At 57.9% G+C, this 15,994-nt stretch carries 16 protein-coding genes; 8 read left to right on the forward strand and 8 right to left on the reverse strand.

Annotated elements, in window-relative coordinates; translation table 11 throughout:
• Position 1: 1 nt before the first annotated feature.
• The gene (locus tag AZE99_RS00600; protein WP_067196998.1) at positions 2-769 is read left to right on the forward strand and encodes an enoyl-CoA hydratase/isomerase family protein; all 768 of its coding nucleotides are present in this window, start codon (positions 2-4) and stop codon (positions 767-769) included.
• 6 nt (positions 770-775) lie between these two features.
• Here AZE99_RS00600 and AZE99_RS00605 read toward each other — a convergent pair whose 3' ends face one another.
• From AZE99_RS00605 to AZE99_RS00615, 3 genes are read right to left on the reverse strand one after another with little or no spacing between them, the layout of a single operon-like run.
• Positions 776-1,318, reverse strand: a complete 543-nt coding sequence (locus AZE99_RS00605; RefSeq protein WP_067197001.1) for a nuclear transport factor 2 family protein — start codon at positions 1,316-1,318, stop codon at positions 776-778.
• A gap of 2 nt (positions 1,319-1,320) precedes the next feature.
• Positions 1,321-2,238, reverse strand: a complete 918-nt coding sequence (locus tag AZE99_RS00610; RefSeq protein ID WP_067197004.1) for an SDR family NAD(P)-dependent oxidoreductase — start codon at positions 2,236-2,238, stop codon at positions 1,321-1,323.
• A gap of 10 nt (positions 2,239-2,248) precedes the next feature.
• Complete coding sequence (locus tag AZE99_RS00615) at positions 2,249-3,109, reverse strand: SDR family NAD(P)-dependent oxidoreductase (RefSeq protein ID WP_067197006.1); 861 nt, start codon at positions 3,107-3,109, stop codon at positions 2,249-2,251.
• Positions 3,110-3,303: 194 nt separating this feature from the next.
• Between AZE99_RS00615 and AZE99_RS00620 the strand changes: the two genes are divergently transcribed.
• Positions 3,304-4,665, forward strand: a complete 1,362-nt coding sequence (locus AZE99_RS00620; protein WP_067203127.1) for an aromatic ring-hydroxylating oxygenase subunit alpha — start codon at positions 3,304-3,306, stop codon at positions 4,663-4,665.
• Positions 4,666-4,696: 31 nt separating this feature from the next.
• Here the strand turns inward: AZE99_RS00620 and AZE99_RS00625 are convergent, their stop codons facing one another.
• From AZE99_RS00625 to AZE99_RS00635, 3 genes are read right to left on the reverse strand one after another with little or no spacing between them, the layout of a single operon-like run.
• Positions 4,697-5,539: a TauD/TfdA dioxygenase family protein gene (locus tag AZE99_RS00625; protein WP_067197009.1), complete on the reverse strand. Its 843-nt coding sequence runs from the start codon at positions 5,537-5,539 to the stop codon at positions 4,697-4,699.
• A 2-nt stretch (positions 5,540-5,541) separates the two neighbouring features.
• A complete protein-coding gene (locus AZE99_RS00630; RefSeq protein ID WP_067197012.1) occupies positions 5,542-6,381 on the reverse strand; it encodes a TauD/TfdA dioxygenase family protein in 840 nt (279 codons plus the stop codon).
• Positions 6,382-6,422: 41 nt separating this feature from the next.
• On the reverse strand, positions 6,423-7,169 hold the full coding sequence (locus tag AZE99_RS00635; RefSeq protein WP_067197014.1) for an SDR family NAD(P)-dependent oxidoreductase: 747 nt from the start codon (positions 7,167-7,169) through the stop codon (positions 6,423-6,425).
• Between the two features lie 198 nt (positions 7,170-7,367).
• Here AZE99_RS00635 and AZE99_RS00640 point away from each other — a divergent pair, with 198 nt between their 5' ends.
• The 4 genes from AZE99_RS00640 (at position 7,368) to AZE99_RS00655 (ending at position 11,892) form a co-directional block, all read left to right on the forward strand.
• Positions 7,368-8,966, forward strand: a complete 1,599-nt coding sequence (locus AZE99_RS00640) for an AMP-binding protein (RefSeq protein WP_197460219.1) — start codon at positions 7,368-7,370, stop codon at positions 8,964-8,966.
• Between the two features lie 101 nt (positions 8,967-9,067).
• Positions 9,068-10,471 carry an aromatic ring-hydroxylating oxygenase subunit alpha gene (locus tag AZE99_RS00645; RefSeq protein WP_067197016.1) on the forward strand — a complete coding sequence of 468 codons (1,404 nt, stop codon included), beginning with the start codon at positions 9,068-9,070 and terminating at the stop codon, positions 10,469-10,471.
• Entirely contained in the window at positions 10,471-11,262 is a 792-nt protein-coding gene (locus AZE99_RS00650; protein ID WP_067197018.1) for an SDR family NAD(P)-dependent oxidoreductase, read from the forward strand. The genes AZE99_RS00645 and AZE99_RS00650 overlap by 1 nt, the downstream gene beginning before the upstream one ends.
• Positions 11,263-11,313: 51 nt before the next feature.
• Entirely contained in the window at positions 11,314-11,892 is a 579-nt protein-coding gene (locus AZE99_RS00655; protein WP_067197021.1) for a VOC family protein, read from the forward strand.
• A gap of 18 nt (positions 11,893-11,910) precedes the next feature.
• Here the strand turns inward: AZE99_RS00655 and AZE99_RS00660 are convergent, their stop codons facing one another.
• The gene (locus tag AZE99_RS00660; protein ID WP_231862653.1) at positions 11,911-12,993 is read right to left on the reverse strand and encodes an alpha/beta hydrolase fold domain-containing protein; all 1,083 of its coding nucleotides are present in this window, start codon (positions 12,991-12,993) and stop codon (positions 11,911-11,913) included.
• 123 nt (positions 12,994-13,116) lie between these two features.
• Here AZE99_RS00660 and AZE99_RS00665 point away from each other — a divergent pair, with 123 nt between their 5' ends.
• Positions 13,117-14,220, forward strand: a complete 1,104-nt coding sequence (locus tag AZE99_RS00665) for an alpha/beta hydrolase fold domain-containing protein (RefSeq protein ID WP_067197023.1) — start codon at positions 13,117-13,119, stop codon at positions 14,218-14,220.
• A gap of 6 nt (positions 14,221-14,226) precedes the next feature.
• Here the strand turns inward: AZE99_RS00665 and AZE99_RS00670 are convergent, their stop codons facing one another.
• Positions 14,227-15,015 (reverse strand): sterol desaturase family protein, encoded by a 789-nt coding sequence (locus tag AZE99_RS00670; RefSeq protein WP_067197026.1) that lies wholly within the window; start codon positions 15,013-15,015, stop codon positions 14,227-14,229.
• Between the two features lie 233 nt (positions 15,016-15,248).
• On the opposite strand from AZE99_RS00670, the gene AZE99_RS00675 reads away from it, so the two are divergent.
• Positions 15,249-15,992, forward strand: coding sequence for a class II aldolase/adducin family protein (locus tag AZE99_RS00675; protein WP_231862654.1), 744 nt, complete (start codon positions 15,249-15,251; stop codon positions 15,990-15,992).
• Positions 15,993-15,994: the final 2 nt, after the last annotated feature.

Below are 15,994 nucleotides of genomic sequence, written 5' to 3' on the forward strand. Positions count from 1 at the left end.
AATGAACGATGCAGTCCTGTTTGATGCACGAGAAGACGGCATTGCCATCATTACGATCAACCGGCCCGACCAGCGCAACTGTCTCAGCCGCGAAGTCCGGGAAGGTCTCTTTGCCGCCTGGGAACGGTTCGAAAATGATGATGCAATGCGCATTGCCATATTGACCGGTAGCGGAGAAAAAGCCTTTTGCGCCGGCGGCGATCTGAAGGAGATGGTCGACAAGGGGCTGCAGATCCCGCCGCGCGACATGTTTCCCGTCCCCTATGACAATATTGAACTGTCGAAGCCGACCATTGCTGCGGTCAACGGCGTTGCCTTTGCCGGCGGCTGGATGATTGCCCAGGCCTGCGACCTTTGTGTCGCCAGCAGTTCTGCCAGATTTGCGATCACCGAAGTGAAGGTCGGACGCGGATCTCCTTGGGCGGCACCGCTGATCAGCATGATCCCGCAGCGGATCATGATGGAGATCATCCTGACCGGAAAACCGGTCACAGCGCAGCGCGCCTATGAAATCGGGCTGATCAACCGCATTGCCGAACCGGATGCGTTGATGGCAACGGCGCTGGAACTGGCGAAAGAGGTTCTCGAAGGCGCACCGCTCTCGGTAAAGGCCGGGCGCGAAACGGTGATGCTGGCGACTGAAATGGGCCGCAGCGCGGCGCTCCAGGCGGCGCGGGCGGCGCATGAACTGACCTATACCAGCCATGATGCGCAGGAAGGCCCGCGCGCTTTCTCGGAAAAACGCAAGCCCGAGTGGAAAGGCGAATAAGCGCTTTTATCCGCCGGGAATGCTCGGCTCGCGCTTGTTGGTCAGCGGACGGATATAGGAAATGTCCGCCCTCGATCGTTCGCTTTTCCCGTTGAGATCGATCCCCGGCAGATCGCCAAAGGGAACGGGCATGGCGTCGGGCGCGACCGACCATTCAATGGCGTTGGAGCGCAGTGCGATTTTCCACGCGTTATCGCGGCGCTCCAGCCGGTCAACATAGCGCCCTCCGGCAAGCCAGACCGTCTCGTCCTTGTTGCGCGCAACGAACATATAATAGGTTTCGCTATGCGCCGTATCGCCGTCTATTTCGCATGTGTGATTGAGCAGATTATGCTGGGTGAGGATCTGCATCTCTTCATGCATGGCGAAGGACCAGTCGCAAAGCGCCGACGGAGCGCCGACAAAGGGGCCGGCTGCGATGGTGGCGTCCTCGTGGAAGGCGGACAGGAAGATCTCCCGATCCAGTCGATCGATGCCGCGGCTGAAACGGGTCAGGCAATCCAATATATCCTGCCGGTCGATCAGGGTCTGGAGACGTTTTTCGTCCATTCTCATTCCTCCCCCTTGAAGGCCCATTCAAAGCTCTTGCCGAGATGGTCAGCCATGCCGCTGGGGTAGGGCGGGAAGGTCCACTGTTCGGACGGGTCGCGGATCGCGTCAATTTCTTCGGCCACCTGTTCGATCGACCAGCTGGAATGGAACACACCCTTGCTTTCGGTGGTAAAGGCGCGGGCCATCCGGCCGGCGGCGGCAACAAGATGCTCGCCGGACAGCGTGCAGCTTTCATGGCATAGCCATGCGACCATCGGCGCCACCAGTTCCGGCTCCATCGGCGGATAGGCACTGGTATCGAGACCATCGGCCATGCGGGTGACCGCAGCAGGAACAATCGTGTTCGACCGGATGCCATGTTCGCCGCCTTCCAGCGCGATAACATTGTTGAGCCCCATCAGCCCGGCCTTGGACATGCCGTAATTGACCGTGGTCTGGCTGCCGTAAAGGCCGCTGCACGATGTGGTCAGCACCACCCGGCCATATTGGCCTTCGATCATGTGCGGCATTGCCGCCTTCGCGAGATAGAAGCCGCCCTTGAAATGCACGTCGGTGACGGCATTGAAATCGTCGATGCTCAATTCGGCAATGGTCCCATAACGGACATTGCCGGCATTGTGGATCAGGATATCGATACGGCCCCAGTTGTCGATCGCGCACTGGATGATTGCCTGTGCGCCTTCGGGTGTCGCGACGCTTTCGGTGCAGGCTATGGCTTCACCGCCCGCAGCCACAATCTCATCCACGACATCCTGTGCCGGATTGGCGACGATTTCATCGCCCCGTGCGGCGCTGCCATTGTCATTGACCACCACTTTTGCTCCGCGCGAAGCGAGCAGGAGGGCATAGGACCGGCCCAGTCCCCGGCCGGCTCCGGTTATCACAGCTACCCTGTCATCATAACGCAATTCATTCATGTCTCTCTCCTTAAACCGGTTCCCAGATCGGTGATCCGCGCGTGGCGCGCAGGCTGGGGATAGTCCGGCCATCGATGTCGGTGATGCCATATTCCTGTGCCAGTTCGGCCGTGATAAATGTGCCGCCGCTCCGTTTCACGATCTCCGGGTCGCTCGCCATCGCCGCAATCACTCTGCCGGGAAATTCAGGGGTGCAGGCATCTTCCGGACGGGTTGCGGCGCGTCCTTCGAGACCCGGAATATTGGCCAGATTGCGGATCGCGCGCTCGGTCAGGGTCAGCCCCTGCCAGATCGACAGGGACGAGACTCCATGGGGTTTCAGTTCCACCGCCATATCGCGCGCCATTCGGTCGACAGCCGATTTGCAGGTGCCGAAAATCGTACCGTAGGTATAGGAGACACCGACATAGCCGGAAATCGCCACGATCAGACCCGAACCCTGTGGCACCATGATCTTGGCGGCATGCCATGCTGCGACAAAATTGGACCGGACACCGACGTCGACCATTTGCCAGTTCGACAGCGGTTTTTCCCAGAACCCACCGGGATCGGTCAGGTCATCGGGCAGGGCGAAGGCATTGTTGACGAGGATGTCGAGCCGTCCGTGATCTGCGCTCACCCGGTCAAACAGGGCCGCCACCTGCTCGTCGTCGCTATGATCGACCGCAACGGCAACCCCTTTGCCGCCGCGCGCGGTGCATTCCGCTGCGGTCTGGCCAACCGTGCCGGGCAAGTCATGATCGCCATCATTGACGGTCCGGCCGGTAACATAGACAGTCGCCCCTTCAGCGGCGAGCGCGATGGCAATCCCTTTGCCAATGCCACGGCTTGCACCGGTCACGATTGCGACCTTGCCTTCCAGAACGCCCATCTCGATCCCTCCGCATTTTCCGCAATCAGGCTAGGCCCTGCATCCCGAAGATTGCAAGGTTGCATTCGCTGATCAGCGATACTTTCGCCGGGGCGATTATCTTGTGTCTGCTGCTTGTGAAGCAAAGGCCTTTGCCGCACATTGCCGTCGAAGGAAGGGAGCTTCCTGCAGCAATGTGACATAGGTATTTGATGATGGACCAAACGAGCAAAAAAATTGACAATGCCGACCAGCTGGAAAAACCGGTCGTCATTCCGGTCGAGGCCTATATTTCACCCGAATATGCTGCCGCCGAACAGGACCGTCTGTTCCGGAAAACCTGGTTGCAGGCAGGGCGGATGGAAGATCTGCACGAGGTCGGCGACTTCATCACCTATGAAATCGGACCGGATTCGGTAATCATCGTCAAGTCGGGAGAGAGTGAGCTCTCTGCCTATCATAATGTCTGCCCCCATCGCGGCCGGCGGCTTGTCGATACCCCGCCGGGCAAGCGCAATGCCCGCGGCACGCGCAAGAATTTCATCTGCGGCTATCACGGCTGGACCTTCGGGCTGGACGGAGAGAATAGCTATATCGAGCATGAGGACGACTGGCAGGGATCACTATGCGAGGGCCGCGCCGATCTCGGCAAGGTCAGCGTCGGCACATGGGGCGGCTGGATCTGGATCAATCTCGATCCGGAATGTAGCTCCCTGGCGGACTATCTCGGCGTGGTGCCTGAAATGCTCGATCCTTATGGGTTGCAAAACATGCGTCCCCGCTGGCGCAAATGGGTCGTCTTCGACTGCAACTGGAAGGTTGCGATGGAGGCCTTTGCCGAAACCTATCATGTTTCGACCACCCATCCGGAGTTCAATGCCTTTGGCCAGTTTCGCGGCTGGGCGCGCAATCATGGTCTCCATACCAATATCGGCTATGAAGCACCCAAGGGCCTTGAGGAGGATTCTGGAAAATTGCGCCTCGGCACGGGTGAAGATCCGCGTATCTCGACCGCCGAGATGCAGAATTTCACCTGGGAAAACGCCAATACCAACACCACCGAGACGCTGGTCGGAGTGGCCAACCGGCTGAAAGATGAAGTGCCCGAGGGTACACCCGCCGCAGAGGTTTCGGCCTACTGGATCAGAACGGCTCGCGAGGAAGATGCAGCCCGCGGCGTTGCCTGGGCGAATGTTACCCCCGAACATACGGCAAAGGCCGGCACCGCCTGGCAGATATTTCCGAGTTTCCAGATCGGCCACGCGGTCAACAACATGCTTTGCTATAATGCGCGTCCCTATCAGGGCGATCCGGACAAATGCTATTTCGAGGCCGCGGTATATGAATTATACCCCGAGGGCGAAGCGCCTGAAACCGAATGGGAATATACCAAGCCGGACGACTGGCCTCCTGTTCTGCAGCAGGATTTCAACAATATGGCCGCAGTGCAGCAAGGCATGAAAAATGTCGGCTTCCGGGGTGCGCAGCCCAATCCCTATATGGAGCGCTCCATTGCCAGCCTGCATTTCAATCTGTCACGCTACATGGGCATGGGCGCGCCGCGCTCACGCAAGTAATGCAACCACGGATGCGTGATTGGCCCTTGGCCTAGCTGGCCCAGGGCTCTTCGCCTTCCAGCTTGGTGCGCAACATCATCCGCCCGCATTCGGGATCATAGGCTTCGGCCCGGTGCATGGTCCCGGTATTGTCCCAGATCACCAGATCGCCGACTTCCCATTCGTGGCTGTAGGTAAATTCGGGACCGGTTGCCCATTCGCGCAGTCCATGAATGATCTCGGCACTCTTCTGGTGATCGACGCCGATGACATGATGGCTTGTGCAGCCGAGCACCAGGGATTTGCGACCCGACGCATGTTCCCAGACCAGCGGCAATTCCTTTTCGCCAATCGACTGCATGCCTTTCAGCATCGCCAGCGCTGGCTCCGGACTATAATAGAATAGGGAGGCCCAGGGTGCGTGCAGAACGTGCAGATCGTCTATCTCTGCCTTCGTCTCGTCCGGAAGCGCATCATAGGCGCTATAAGTATTGGAAAAGCCGGTATTTCCGGTGCCCTTCGGTGACGGAACCTTGCAGCTCAGAAGCGAGGCAAGGATCGGAACTTCGTTGCGGGTGCCGTCAATATGCCAATAGAGCGAGCCCTTCAGATATTCGGCCGATTGCGGGTTTTCCTTCACATCCAGGGTGATTTTGGTCACTCCCTCGTCATCGCCTTCGGGCGCGAAAGTGCCCAGCGTCTTGGTGAAAGCGACCTGCTCTTCGGGGGTGAAATTGATCTGCGGAAACACCAGCACGCCGCGCGCTTCAAGCAGGTCGCGGATTTCACCGGCAATGTCACCGGAAAGCAATTCCTCCTTCGTGTTGAGAATGCGGCTGCCGATTGCGGGCTTGATTTCTTCCTGGTTCAGTTGGGTCTGCGTTGTAGTGGTCATTGTCAATTCTCCCATGCTTCTACGCCCGGCAATATCGTGCGATGCATCATCCGTCCGGAAGCCGGATCATAAGGGGTCGCACGGTGCAGGGACGTTCGGTTATTCCAGATGACGGTATCGCCTACCGTCCACTTATGCGTGTAATTATAGGGCTCGCGCGTCGAAAATTCGCGGAGTCCGTGAAGAATGCGATAGCTTTCCTTGGGGTCCACATCTTTCACATAATGCGCGGTATTGCCGAGCACTATGGACTTGCGGCCGGATTTGCTGGTGCAGACCAGGGGTAATTCGGCTTCGCCCTTGGACTGCCAGTCTTCCAGCTGTTCCATGGTCGGTTCCGGCGTATGGTATAGCTGCGAGCGCCACAGCGAATGGACCACGCGCAGGTCGGCAATTTTTGCCTTTGTTGCCTCATCCAGATCTTCATATGATGTCGCGGTATTGGCGAAATCGGTATCTCCGCCCTCGGGCGACAGCACCTTGGCGGTCAGCATGGAGGCGCGAATCGGAATTTCATTCATGGTCCCGTCGATATGCCAGTAGAGGGAGCCTTTAAGATATTCGGCCACCCTGTCATTGACCTTCTCGTCGAGCGAGACCTTGAACACCTGTTCGCCGCGGATTTCCTTTGCCACGCCGCCGAGCAGGCCGGTGAACTGCAGCTGCTCCTCATCCGTGAAATTGATTTCCGGGAAAATCAGCACGCCGCGATGTTCGAGCAGGGCATTGATTTCATCAGACAGTTCGCCGGACAGCAATTCTTCCTTGGAATTGACAATGCGGCTGCCGATTTTCGGCTTGATTTCCTCGCTTCTGAGCCGGCTTTTTTCTACCACTGACATATTTGGTCCAATCCTGTTGAAACAAAAATCTGATCGCAAGTTCAGGCAGAGCCCATATAGCGTCCGCCATTCACACTGATTGTCTGGCCGGTGACATAGCCCGCATCATCCGACGCCAGATAGGCACAGGCCGCTGCCATTTCCTGTCCGGTACCGGGCCGTTTCATCGGCAGGGTCTGCGAATAGGCTTCGACATCGACCGGTGAGGCTCGCAACATTGGCGTGTCGATGAACCCCGGCGGCACCATGTTGAAGGTCACGCCGCTCGCGGCAAATTCCAGGGCAAGCGCCTTGGTCATGCCGAGCAGACCGCCCTTGGATGAAACATAATGGCCTTGAGCGAAAGAGCCCGATTGAGTCGAGGATGAGGTGATATTTATCACTCGTCCCCAGCCGGCTTCCAGCATTTCCGGCAGCACTTCGCGGGTGCAGAGATGCGGGCCTTTCAGGTTGATACGAATGACCCGGTCCCACAGTTCCTCGTCGATATCGAGATAGGGGGTGAACGGCGCAATCCCGGCATTATTCACCAATATGCTGATGGGGCCAAATGCCGCCCTGGTTTTGTCGGCCGCTGCCTTGATCTCCGCTTCCACCGAACAATCAGCCGTGACCGCCAGCGCCTTGCCGCCAGCATCGGTAATCAGTTTGACGGTTTCCTCAGCGGCATCGCCATTCAAATCCCACACGCCAACCGCAGCGCCTTCCTTGGCGAATCGCTCCGCAATGGCGCGACCGATGCCCGATCCTGCGCCAGTGACGACCGCTGTTTTTCCGCTGAGTGGCATGACGTGAATTCCTTCTGTGCAATTTCCTGTCCGGTCGATAGCCGTTTTCCGGACATTTTCATGGCCTAATCCCGACATCCCGGCGGGTCCAGTCCAAGGCACGGCCTCGGTCATGCTATCGCTCGGGCGATTGTCGATCGCCGGGTAGTTCCATTGCATCAGAATAGGCTATCAGGCACCCAAGGGAGAAGTGAAAAGGTGACGATTGTAAAGAGACGCCAGGCCGGCCGCTGGTCCATCCGTTCGGACGAGGATTTGACGCAGAAAGCCTATCGCGACGGCCTGTGGGTCAAGACCACGCTTGCCGATTCCCTTGCGAGCGCCGCCAGCGAGACGCCGGACCGGGTTCTGCTGGTCGACGGCGATATGTCCCTGACGGCTTCGCAGCTTCTGGCCAGAGCCCGGTTGCTGGCCGCAGCGATGCAGAGCCGGATGCCCCAGGGCAGCGTGATATCGTTCATGCTCCCCAACTGGCACGAGGCGGCAGTCATCTATCATGCCGCAACCATGGCGGGCATGGTCGCCAATCCGGTCCTGCCATCGCTACGCGATCATGACCTCCGCTTCATTCTGGCCGACGCAGACACGCGGATGATTTTCATCCCGGATCAATTCCGCGGCTATGGATATGCCGATATGTTGCGCCGTGTCCTCCCGGACATGGAGGCGCCTCCCGAGGCCGTGCTTGTCCGCGGAGAAGCCGGCGACCTGACCAGCTTCAACAATCTGCTCGAAGAAAATGGCACGCTGCTATTGCCGGATATCTCGCCTGACGACGTACGGATGCTGATGTATACATCCGGCACCACGGGACGCCCCAAGGGTGTTCTCCACACCCACAACAGCCTGCACGCGCTGCTGATGCAGATCGGCGAGCACTGGCTGGTCGAGCCGGGCGACTCCTTTCTGGTCCCGTCACCGATAAGCCATATTGGCGGCTCCATTTACGCGTTCGAGGCACCGCTGCTGCTTGGATCGCGGGCAGTGCTGATGGACAAATGGGACGCGAGCGCGGCAGTGCCGATCATGCTGGCGGAGCGGATCAGCCATATGGCCGGTGCCACGCCCTTTCTCCAGCAACTGCTGGATGCAGCGCGCGCCGCCGAGACCCGGTTGCCCGATCTCAAGGTCTTCATCTGTGGCGGCGCATCGGTCCCGCCGTCGCTGATCATCGAAGCCTGCAATCATTTCGAAAAAGCCCGGGTTTCGCGAGTCTATGGTTCGACCGAAGTGCCGGTGACAACCGTCGGTTCGCTGACCGAACGCGGCATGGCCGAAGCGGCCGATACCGACGGCAGGCCGGGCATAGCGCAGGTCATTCTGGGTGAAGCCAATGAAATTCGCGCTTATGGTCCCCAGATGCTGGCCGGATATCTGCACGTTGAGGATGAGGCAGCGGCCTTCGACGAACAGGGCTTTTACCGGACCGGCGATCAGGGCGAATTTACCGCAACCGGCCATCTGGTGGTGACCGGCCGGATCAAGGATCTGATCATCCGCAATGGCGAGAATATTGCGCCGAAGGAGATCGAGGATCTGCTGGTCAATCACCCGGATATTGCCGAAATTGCCATTGTCGGCATAGCCGATCCGCGGACCGGCGAGAAAGCCTGCGCGGTCATCGTGCCGTGCGAGGGCAAGGAGCCGACGGTGTCGGATCTGGCCAAATTTCTATCCGGCTTTGGCGTGGCAAAATTCAAATATCCCGAACGGGTGGAATTGCGCGAGGCCTTGCCAAAGAATGAAGCAGGCAAAGTGCTCAAACATCAGTTGCGCGATGAACTGTCATCCGCCTGAATTCAGCATCGCCAGCGCGCTTTTCTTCCTAAGGGCTTTTTGATCGAGCCAGATAAGTTTAGCGCTAACCAAAGCAATTCAAGTCTCGAGAGGTTGTACCAATGGCAGATGCAGATCCAGCAAGCTTGCACCAGATTCCCTTCGCAGTGACCGATCCGGAACGGATTCCGTCGAAACGCTATTATGACGAGGATTTCTACAAGCTCGAGAACGAGAAGCTCTGGCCGCATGTCTGGCAGATGGCGGCCCGGCTCGAGCAGCTCGAAAATGTCGGCGATTGGGTCGAATATTCGAATCTCGGCAAGTCGGTCATCGTGGTGCGGGCGAAGGAGGGCATCAAGGCCTTTCACAACGCCTGTCGCCACCGCGGTGTTCCGGTTGCCGCGCCGGGCGGAGCGGGCAATTGCAAATCGGCCGGTTTCATCTGCCCCTTCCACGGCTGGCGCTGGAATCTCGAGGGGGAAAACACCTTCGTCTACGGCAAGCATTTCTTCAGCGAGGAACAGCTGGAGCAAGGCGATCTGGCGCTGCGCGGCTGCCGCGTGGAAACCGCGATCGGCTGCGCCTTCATCAATTTTGATGACGATGCGCCATCGCTGCGCGACAGCATCGGTCCGATGCTCGAGAAACTCGAGATGCGGGGCATGGACAAGCAGCGCGCCGAATGGTGGTATGCCACGAAACTGCCCGCAAACTGGAAGACCGCGATGGAGGCCTTCATGGAAGGCTATCATGTGATGCGTACCCATCCGCAGCTCCAGCGGATGCTGCCGCAACTTTACAATACCTTATATGGCATGGACACCGGGGGGATCGGATTGCCGATCAACCCCAGTCTTTCGGTGCGCGAAAATGTTCATGCCCAGTACGAGCATATGAAATTGCTCAACGAGGGCATGGCCGGCATGCTCCACCAGAAAGAGGTGGATATCGCCGGGCAGTTGCTGGAAGTCGATCTGCCCGAGGATCCGGCGGTCGCCATTCCGATGTGGTACGGCATCGTGCAGCATCAGGTGGTCGAACAATTGCGCGCGCGCGGCGAGGATATTCCTGATCTCAATGCCGTCGCCCAATCGCATCCGGTGCAGGCCGTCGAATTCATCTTCCCGCATTATTTCGTGCTCCCGACCATGAGCAGCGCTTCGGCTTACCGGATTCGTCCGCTGGGTCCGGAGGAATGCCTGTTCGAACTCTGGTCACTCACTAATTTTGCCGAAAGCGACAATCACCAGACGGTGAGCGAGCCCACTATGTTGCCTTATGACAGCGAGGATTTCCCGACCATCCCGAAGCAGGACTATTCGAACATTCCGATCCAGCAACAGGGGCTGCACGCGGAGGGCTTTGATTTCATGCGGCTGGGCAAGGGCATTGAAGGGATGATCAGCAATTACAACCGGATCATCGATGGCCATTTGCGTGGTGCCGACCCGGACAAGCTGGCCGAAGCAACGCAGACGCTGGCGCATAATTTCGACGGCCAGATCATGGAATATGATCTCTGATGTCTGACCAGACAGCGAAAGTAGCAATCATCACCGGCGCCGGCAGCGGCATCGGGCTCGCCACAGCAAAAATGCTGCATGACGCCGGCATGGCGATTGTCGGCATCGGGCGCGACGAGAGCAAGCTGGCGACTCTTGCGCAGGAAGTGGGGGGCAGCGATCGACTGGCTACGCTTTCGGTCGATGTCACGGCCGATGATGGACCTTCGCAGATCGTTCAGACCGCGCTTGACCGGTTCGGGCGGATTGATTTTCTGATCAACAACGCCGGCCTTGGCAGTCCGACACCGCTCCATGACACGGATGACGCAACGCTCGACCGGTTCCTCGATGTAATGCTCCGCGCCCCGTTCCGCCTGTGCCGGGAAGCAATCGGGCATATGCGGCCGGGTTCCGGTGTTGTGAACGTCACCTCGACCTATGCGATGATCGGCGGGCGGCGTGGCGGCCCTTATTCGGCAGCCAAGGGCGGCCTCAAATCGCTGACCGAGCATATGGCGGTGGAATATGGGCCACAGGGTATCCGTTCAAATTGTGTCGCGCCGGGTGTGACGATGACCGAAATGGTCCGGCATCGGTTTGAAGACGAAGCCTTCAAACGGGCAAATGTCGAGACCACCCCTTATCCCCGGCTTGCCGAGACCGGGGATATTGCAAGCGCGATCGCCTTTCTCTGCTCGCCGGGTGGCGAAATGATCAATGGTCAGTCGATCGTCGTAGACGGTGGCTGGACCCGGACAAAATATCTCAGCCCGCGCGCGATGACATCGGTCTGGAGCGATCCGGAATAGGAACGGTAGCTTCGTCAGGCGGCGCCTGGCGTATATTGGGGAGCGCATTGCATGAGCAGAATTCTCGGCCCGGCCATTCATCAGGCCTATGTCTATCCGGATTTCGATGCCGCGTTGAAGCGATTTCAGGCGGGCGGGATCGGCCCTTGCTTCGTCATGGAAAGCACCGGCAATGCAGGCATCTATCGGGGCGAAGAACATCCGCTGAGCATGTCGGTGGCATTTTTCTACACCGGTGACAGCTGTATCGAGCTTATCTCTCCCCATGGTGAGCAGCAATCGGCCTATGGCGAATTTCTGAAACGCAATCCCCACGGTGGATTGCACCATATCGCCTATGTATCGGAAGATTTCGAACAGACGCTGGCGACGATGGAGGCCGAAGGAAAGCCGCTGCAGATCGTGCAGGAGTTCCGCAATCCGTCAACCGGCGAAACCATTGAAATTTATTGCGAGCCGGTCGGCATGGACAATCCGATATTGTTCCAGTTTGTCAGGCCCGGCATGTTCGATTCCTGGTTCGATGCGATGCACGAGGCGGCGGCCAATTGGGATGGGGCCGATCCGATCCGCGATGCCAGGCCGCTGCTTGCCGCCGCCATGGCAGGCGACACAGGCAAGCCAGCCTAGGAAAAATACGATCTGGGACTAATCCAGATGCTTGCGAAAATGTTTCACGGTCGCTGCATAAGCGTCCCGGGATTCCGGCAAGGCCGGATTATATTGATAGCAATGACCCATCGCTTCGCCGACGATCAATGTTGATTCCACATCTGCCTTCAGAAGCTGGCTATTGGTGTAGATCGCCGGGCTCAAGTCCATGGCGCGCGTTCCGGTGGTGATCAGCGTGGGTGGGAAGATTCTGATCACATCGGGATGAAGCGCAGGAGACAGGACCGGGTCATCCAGATCGGAACCGTCGAAATAGCCGCGCGTCATGTCTATTTCCAGGGTTCCGTCTTCAGCGGGTCCGGGGAAACTGCCATCGGTTTTTGCGGTGACATAAGCGGAATCACCGGACTGGAAGCGCACGCCGCCAGCCCCGAAAATACCCGCAGCGCCCATTTGCGGCAGTCCGTTGGCCGGAAGCCAGGCCGCGAGTTGCGCCGTCAATCCGCCGCCGGCCGAACAGCCGAACACACCGATATGCTCGGCTTGATAACTGTTGAGCAGTTTGCGGTACACAGCGGCGGCATCCTCTACCCCTGCAGGATGTCTGTTCTCCGGTGCCATTCTGTAATCGACGCTCACGACCTTATATTTGCCGAGCGAAGCAATGGGCAGGGACTCGACCAGCGAACAGCTGTCCCAGCACACGGTGAATGCCCCGCCGTGAAGGTTGATGAGGACGCGGTCCGGATCAAAGTCGCCGTCTTTGGGTGTTATGATTCGCACTTGGACGCCGCCAATCGTGCTTTCTTCGATATTGACGGGATATATCGCCTTCATCTGCTCGACCCGGGGGCCCATCATGCGATCAAGCTGAGCCCGCCGGGCTTTGATATCCGGGTTCTCGTTGGAAGTCATGGCGCCAACCGGAATCCGTCCCCGCATTGCCTGTGCCTCGCGCGCTTCTTCACTGCTGAGTTTGGAAGGCGGTAAGCGGAAGGCCGGAACATTGACCGTACCATTTTCATCGAATGTTGGCCTGTCTTCGGGAATTTGCTGTGCAAGAGCAGTGCTGGTCAGTGTCGTTGTCAAAAGAAATGCCATGATGATATCGGTGCGCACTTTTTCTCTCCCCGGGATATTCAGCGCGATCATATGTTCCACGGGCAGAAATTCGGAAGCCGTAACACTGCGATATCGCCCGGGCGGTTTGCAATAGGCAGGAAAAAATGATCGATTGCCCGGATGAAAAATCTTACAATCGCCAGAATTGCTATGCTTGCTTCCTTTGCCGCCATGCCTGCTCAGGCCAGCCAGCAGGAAATAACAACCCCGCCGTCAGAGGTCGAACAAGCCGACGGGATCAAGGGCGATGGAACGGTGATTGTTCAATCCTTTGAACTGCCGCCGTCCGAATATCTCAGCGAAGTGGCCAAAGCCGCATTGCCGCGCAAGGTGGTTGATGCCGAGGCGCCGTTGCAGGCTGCGCTGGCGGCGGGCAAGGCGGGGGAAATGCGGGCGATGATCCCGCAATATATGAAGCCCCGGATCGATGAATTGAAAAGTCTGTACGGTGTCAAGACCGCGGTGGGTTCAATCGCCGGTATCGGTTCGGTCACTTTCGAACCCGAAAGCGGTATTCCCGAGGAAAATCAGGACAAGATCCTGCTCAACCTGCCGGGCGGCGGATTTGTCATGGGCCATGCCGGAGGCACAGGCTCGCTGGAATCGATCCCGCTGGCGAAGCTGGCAGGAATCAAGATTGTCAGCATCACCTATCGCCAGGCACCCGAATACCGGTTCCCCGCAGCGAGCGAAGATGTTGCGGTCGTTTATCGTGAGCTGCTCAAAACATATCTGCCGGAGAATATCGGCATATTTGGCTGCTCGGCCGGCGGCATGCTTGCGGCGCAATCCATGGCCTGGTTTCTGAAGGAAAATCTGCCGCTGCCCAAAGCTATCGGCATTTTTTGTGCCAGTGCTGATGCCAGATGGGCTGGTGACAGCCGGCATTTTGGTCGACCATTTGCCGGATTGCCAGTTGCAGATTCCGAACGACTATATATTCCGAAAGCGGATATGAACTCACCGCTCGCCTCGCCTATATTGTCGCGTGAAACACTGAAGCAATTTCCACCGACATTATTTGTAACCGGCACCCGCGCCTTCGAGATGAGCGCCGCAACCAACAGCCACAAGGAACTGGTCAAGGCAGCGGTTGATGCGCGATTGCATGTCTGGGACGGTCTCGGCCATGCCTTTTTCTACGATCCGAAACTGCCGGAATCGCGGGAGGCTTTCGATGTGATGGCCGATTTCTTTAGAGACCGGTTGGGCCTGGTCCGCTGACGGGCTCTATGTCGCGGGTTCTACTGCCTTTTCATTCTTGCTGCGACGCGTCGTGATGCGTTCGAAATCGGCATCGAATTTGGGGCGTACCGTGCCGCAAATATGGTCCCAGATGGTTGTATAGCCGCCAAAATTATACCGGAAATAGCGGTGATGATGGTCGTGGAAAGTGGTCGTGATAAACCATTTGGTCGCCCAGTTCTTGTTCCACCAGCGTGGGAAAAATTCATAGCCGGTGTGAACATATATACCCATGATGATATTGGTCGGAGTGATCAGCATCATGGTTTGCTCATGGACCGTGATCGCCGCCAGAAACAAGGGAACAAAGCCGCCGTTGATCAGCGATTCGATCGGGCTGACGGACAAGGTGGTCAGCGGATTGGGGGAGGTCGAATAGTGATGGATTTTGTGGATATATTTATACATCGGCTCCTTGTGCATCCAGCGATGCAGCCAGTAGAACCAGGTGTCGAAGGCAAAGAAATAGAGCGCATATTCCAGCGCCATCATCCACCATGTGACCGGACCGGAACGGGTTTCGATAAAGCCGCTGCTGACGAGATAAGTCGTCAGCCCGCCGAGCACCAATCCGGAAACAACGAGATTGATGACCGCAAAAATACCCTCATTACGGAATGTCTTCCACTTGAAGCCTTTGGGCTGGATCTTGCGTACCGTGAAAAAGCCCTGCCAGATGGCAACGCCGAATCCGGTCACCAGAAACAAGGCCAGCCACAGCGAAACACTGCTGTTTCCGCCGGTGAGATCGACAAATTTTTGCCAGAATTCCATGATATTATAGCCCTTTATCCGGCAAGACGCTTGCCCGCATGCTGATGATGGTCTGGAACTTCCATCCGCTCGGGAGCCGGATTGTCCATCCAGTCACCTAATTATCACCGGAAGGCGATAATGTTAGGCTCCGGACGAAAATTCGCCCCGGCGTTGTACGGAGCCGGATTAGCGGATGGGCAGGCTGGTCTGCCTGTGCAAGATTGTGGGCGAACCGGATCGAAGGAATGGCCATGACCAAAACCGATATCTCGCCTGAAGAATGGGAATTGCGCCGCAATCTGGCAGCGGCTTATCGGCTGATCGCCCTGTTTGGCTGGGATGACCATGTCGCAACGCATCTTTCGGCGCGCTTGCCGGACGGCAGCTATCTGCTCAATCCCTTCGGATTGATGTTCGAGGAAATTACCGCTTCGAATCTGATCCGGGTGGACATGGAAGGCAATGTGATTGCGCCGCCGGACGCTGCACTCAACGTCGCGGGATTTACGGTTCATAGCGGACTGCTAGGCGCACGGGCGGATATCAACTGCGCGGTCCATCTGCATACGCATGACGGAGTGGCGGTATCCGCGCTGGAAGAAGGATTCCTGCCGCTCAGCCAGACCGCACTGCTGATTCATTCCGACATTGCCTATCATGACTTCGAAGGCGTGGTCGCCCAAAAGAACGAGCGCGAACGGCTCCGACGCGATCTGGGCACGAAAAACCTGATGATCCTGCGCAACCACGGGACGCTGGCGGTCGGCGCGACTATCGCTGATGCCTTCTACCGGATCTATACGCTGGAATGGTGCTGCACGACGCAAATACGGGCCCTGGCATGCGGCCGGGATGTGCGGCTGCCGGATAGCGAAGCCATCGCAAAAACGGGAAGCGCCATGGACTGGAACAGCCCACAGCGCTTCTCACTCAATATCTTCTGGCCAGCCATGTTGCGCAAGGCAGCGCGTTGCTGCCCCGGCTTCGACGACTAGCT

Source organism: Sphingorhabdus sp. M41 (assembly GCF_001586275.1).
Lineage (GTDB): Bacteria > Pseudomonadota > Alphaproteobacteria > Sphingomonadales > Sphingomonadaceae > Parasphingorhabdus.